The organism is Phaeovulum sp., assembly GCF_041596715.1.
GTDB lineage: Bacteria > Pseudomonadota > Alphaproteobacteria > Rhodobacterales > Rhodobacteraceae > UBA6213.
The window spans coordinates 1-5,453 of the sequence record NZ_JBFHIA010000208.1 but is presented as its reverse complement, the minus strand read 5'-3'; the positions used below and the strand labels follow the sequence as shown (position 1 = coordinate 5,453).

General features: G+C 60.9%; 1 protein-coding gene. It reads left to right on the top strand.

The features are described from left to right. Positions 1 to 36 precede the first annotated feature (36 nt). On the top strand, positions 37 to 5,453 hold a 5,417-nt coding region (locus ABY403_RS12885; protein WP_372841229.1), incomplete at its 3' end, for a beta strand repeat-containing protein.

Below are 5,453 nucleotides of genomic sequence, written 5' to 3'. Positions count from 1 at the left end.
GTCGATAGCACGGTTGATGCGAATATCGGGGATCGGGTGCAGCTGACGGCCAGCAATGTCACGTTGGCGGCGCGCAATATCACGACCAACCCGTTCCTTGCGGGCGGAGCAACCAACGTCAACTCGATTTCGGGCGGGCTTGCGAACGTGCCGGCGGGGGGTGCCACTGTCGCAATCACACACAATACCTTGGCGCGCGTTGGCGCGAATGCCGCCGTGCGGCTGACGCAGCCTGTGTCGGGCCCGTCGCTTTACAAGCAAGAGGCGTATAACGCGATCTCCTCGAAGCAAAAGGTCACGCTCGACTCCGGCGGCGCGATAGCCACGGCGGATGCGGTGATCGACGCATTGATCACCGCCAACGCCACCGCGTCGGTTGGCGGCGCAGGCAAGGTCAAGGTCGATTACGGCGATATCCAGATCGCCGCTTGGGGCGAGGGCGACGTGGACATGCGCGCCACCGCCACCACCTACGGCTTGGCGGGTGCGCCTTCGGGCGATGCCAATATCACCTACACGGGCGCGAACACCGTCAGCATTGGCAACGACGCGCTGGTGCAGGCGACCGATGGCGACAACCCGACCAACGGCGACGTGCCGCGCTACGCAACCGTGACCATCGGCGCTGGCACCGGCCCGCAGGGGCAGACCGCGAACTTGGTGTTCAACGCCACCGTGGACATTTTCAACAAGACCGCGATCCCGATTCCGACCGGGCCGGACCCGACCGTCATCGTGGCGAACTCGGGCTTGGTGAGCGTGGGCACGACCTCATCAAGCAACATGAACCTCGATCCGCAAGGCGTTCGCGCCGCAGGCGATATTCGCATTTCAGTCAGCCGGGGCAATATCAGCGCCAAGGCCGTTGGCACCGGCAAAGACATCTACCGCGAAGCTCTCGCGGAGGCGGCTTCGGCGGTTTCCAATGCGTTTGGCGGCGGCGATGTGACGTTTGATTATCACGGCGGTTCCACCTCGACCAACGGTGGCATTTCGCGCGTCGATATCAACGGGCGCGTCGAAACCGGCATCCAGCGTCACAAGATCCTGACGATTGACGATACCTGCACAGCTTCGGGCTGCATCTCCATCACCTCGAGCGGGAATATCATATTCACCACCTCTGGCCCGAACCCCGTGGGGACCGAGATTCTGACGCGAGTTGCCGAACTGGCGCAGTTGATCCTGGACTATGACACCGATCCGATTGCCAGGGCCGCGTATCAGAACGAAATCAACTTCTTGCGCAACAAACTTGTGGGGCTTGGCCTCGGCTCGTTCGATGCGGCGGGCAATTTCGTGCCCGGTGACTATACCGGTCCGTCACCCAAGGCCGCGCTTGAGGCAGCGGCCGCGGCGGATGCAGCTTCAATCTCGGTCATCAAGGTGCAGCTTGGCAGCGTCGCACCCACCAATATCGTTGATGGCCTGACCGAGCTGACCGATGGCGTCAAAGGTCTTTATGAAGACGGGACCTATGGGCTGATCGTGTCGGTCAACAACACGATCTCGGTCATCCAGACTATGAGCACCTATAGTGCTGGAACCCATGGGGCTACGGTTACCGGCCTACAAACCCTGCGCAATCAAGGGCTTGCCGCTGCCGCTGCTGCAAAGGTTGCAGAAGCCGACACGATTGTGCGGCGTGATACCAACATTGCCAAAGCTGCCGAAATTGCGGCTGCGCAGGTTCTTCTTTCGGCCGCGCTGGTTTCCAATGACGCGACGACTGCGGCGGCGCAGCAGTCGATCATTGCAGCAGCACAAACGACGATTGCCAACAACCTCAACGTGATCGCATCGAATACCGCGACGATCTCTGCCCAAAGTGCGATTGCGCGCGACCGCGCAACAAGCCTTGCAACCGGTCTGAACAGCCTGTTGAGCAGCCTACCCCCGAACCCGGTTACCGGGACGGATGCAGAGAAAGCGGCGGCGATAGCGGCAAACCTTGCCGATACCAACAAGCGCAATGCGCTTTTGGCCCCCGGATCTGCGGCTGATTTTTACGTCACCGCCGGTTCGCTGACGCGTGTCACACTGAACAAGAACACGCTGACATCCACCGTCAGCGACCTTGGCGCGGTGCTCACCTCGATCAACTCGGCGGTGACAACCCTAAACGCCAATACCGGCACGACACCGGGCACCGTGGACGGCACCAAGTCGCTGACCCAGTTCGTGGGTTTGCTGGGCTCTTTGACCACCAGCTATGCGACCACCACGCAGGCTGCGTCGACTGCCTTGAACTCGACCGGCACGCCGCTCGCCTATGTGATCGAAGTGGCTGATACTGCGGCGCGGCTGGGCAATATCTACATCACGGGCGATCAGTTGCGCACCACCTCGTCGGGCAAGTTGCTTGCGCCGGGTGATGCGAAAATCCAGATCACCAACAACACGCACCACACGCTGAAACTCGGCAACCTCATTGTGCCTGAATATGACGCGGGCAATCTGCGGTTTAACGGTGTGCTGGTTTACGGCCCCGCCGATATCACCTCGCTCAACGCGGGCGGGCTTGCCTCGGGCTTTGCCAACCTTGATGTCGTAACTTCGCGCACTTCCAGCCGTGGTCTGGTCGAGATCATCTCGACCTATACGCCTGAAGCCTATGCGATGGCCGACCGTAAGGTTGCGCCCGATATCATCCTCAAGCGCGGCTCGGTGATCGAGAACACCACGGGTGCCGTGCGCATCATCTCGGAAGCCGGGAACATCTATATCCAAGGCACGATCAACGCCGGTTCGGTCGAGATCCTTGCCAAGGACGGCGACTTTGTGGCCAGCTACGTGAACGGTTTCAACCATATCGGTGGCGATCCGGCGAGCTTTACGACCCACACCTCGACCATTGAACCGGGGCCGGGCATCACCGCAAACGGTGCGATCTCGATTTCGGCGCGCTATCTCAACATCAACTCGACCATTCAGTCGGGCATCGCCGAATGGAACCTGACCCTTGGTGGCAACCCGACGTTGACCGCGAGCATGGCCGCGATCGGCGTTACCCAAGCGGCGCTAGATGCGGCCAACCTGATCGGCGCGCCTACCGTGCAAAACAGCGCGGGGCAGGCGATTACCATCAACCGCACCCCCTTGGGGATCGACCCGACCGAACTTAATACCGTGGTCAACCAGTACAAAGACGAGGTTCTGGTCAACCCGAACGCAGACCCGGTGCGTACCATCGCGATCTTTGGCGTGGCCACGCAGGTCAACATCAAGGACTACCTGTCCGAGCAGATCACCTTCAGCCTCCAGTTCACCAAGGCGCAGGCCGAAGCCTATGTGGCGGCAAATCCGGGCAGCGACGGCATCTTCTCGGTCGTGCGGGCAAGTGCGGCCGATAATATCGGCGCGTCCTACGACGCGCACAACGAGCAATATGTGGTCAATGGCGCATCGGTGAAGGGCGGCTATATCCAGCTCTTCGGCCAGATCATGAACACCTCGTCCTCTACCAGTGTGGGGCGGTTGAATGTGCTTGACGGGTTCGGCACCATCAACGTGACCAATTCGTCGAACATCCCCGTGGTGCTGCGCAACCTCAGCACCGGCGAAGACCCGACTGGCACCCTGCGCGGAATCGAAGGGCGGATCGAGATCACCGATGTTACGGGCCTTCAGACGACCGGGGCCTATAGCATCAGCAACCCGCTGATTTCGGTGCGCAAGACCGTCTATACGCGCGATTACGTGCCGGGCAGCACAACGGGCGTTGTGCGCGTTGCAACCCAGACCGGCCACATTGACAACGCCACTGGCGACCTGATCCTTGGGGGCGCGGTTGCGTCCACCGGGTCGGATCGTGGGGCAAGCTATACGCCGGTTGCCAACCAGCGTTACGTCTGGACCACGGGTGAAGAGTATAAGCGGACCTCGAACTATTCGAAGGTGTCTACCGAACTCTTTGGGTCTGATAGCCTGACGGTCAGCTCCATCACCAGCCTTACGCGGGTCGGCGAACCACAGCTCTTGAACACCTACCGTTTGGGTGACGGCACCTATGTGACGTCACAGAGCACGATCACCGGTGGCGGTCTGAGCATCGTCAACGGCGCGGCGTTCCAGGACCCCGCTGCGACTACATCGAGCAACGCGAGCCTTTCGGGCACGCCGTTTACTACGGCAAGCCAGACGGCCTTCACGTTGCGAGATGGTGATGGCAACCCATTCATCTTCAGCAAAACGCATGAAAGCCCGCGCCGCTGCAACTGGTGGACTGCGTGTATCGCCTCTGAAAAAACCTACTATTACGAGCTTCGGCAGGAATACACGACGATCATCACCCAGTCGCTGAAGGCCGATTACCCGATCGGGGTCAACTTCATCGGGTCGAACACCGGCGCGATCAACATCACCTCGACTGGTGCCGATGTGGTGCTGACCAGCAACATCAATGCGGTGGCAGGCACTGTTACGATCAACGCCGGCACCACGCCGGGCAGCAACGCCTCGATCATTCAGGGCGATCTGGCGGGCGAGATCAAGGCAAGCACCGTTTCGCTGACCGCCGACAACTACGTGGGCGGCATCACCAACCCGCATTCGCTTGCGGCCCCCATCAACGCAGCGCTGACGGTCAATCTGACAGGCGTGGCTACGGGGACTGGCGCGCTTTCGGCCAATGCCAAAAACGGCAATGTCGCAATCATCGGGCGCAGTTCACTGATCGTCGATCAGGTGACAGCGGCGGGCGACGTAACCGCGGGCCGCGGCAATGTTAATCTGTTCTCCTTCGGCTCGATTGACGGCGCAAACCAGAGCGCGCGCATTCAGGCACCGCGCGTTACGCTGACCTCGCTCAGCGGGTCAGTGGGCAGCACCACCACTGGTGCCATGCTGCGGGTCAACACCGGCTTTACGGCTGACCCGGCACAGCGCAACTTCGGCGATCCGGTGCTTGATCCCAGCTTGCAGACCAACCCGCTTTTCGGGCTTTCGGTTACTGCGGCAGGCGATATCGGCATCCGCTCGGATGCTTGGGCAAGCAATGCCGATGGCACCATGCTGGTGGCCAAGGTGTTGACCTCGGGTGGCGATGTGCGGCTGGCAGCAACCGGTCAGATTCTTGACAACAACCCGGTGCAGTCGATCGACCAGCGCACTTACGACCAGCTTCTCGGATTCTGGGAAAGCCTCGGGCTTTTGGCCAATGATCCCGCGCGCGGGGTCCATGGCACGGCCAACGAGGACAAGCAGGAAAATGCCGTCAAGGCATTCGAGGCATCGACCACGCAGACCTACAACCAATACTGGCGTGTGCGCGGCGATGCCGCCTATGACCCCGCGGCCACGATTACGGTTGTGGAAGACACCGCACAATATCGCGCGCTTGACGCACAGTTCCGCGCCGAGGCGATCGATGCGGGTGTGGCCGATCCTGATGCCTACGTGCTGGCCCATATCGCCGAGTTCCAGACCCGGCAGACGGACGAGTATCATCGCCT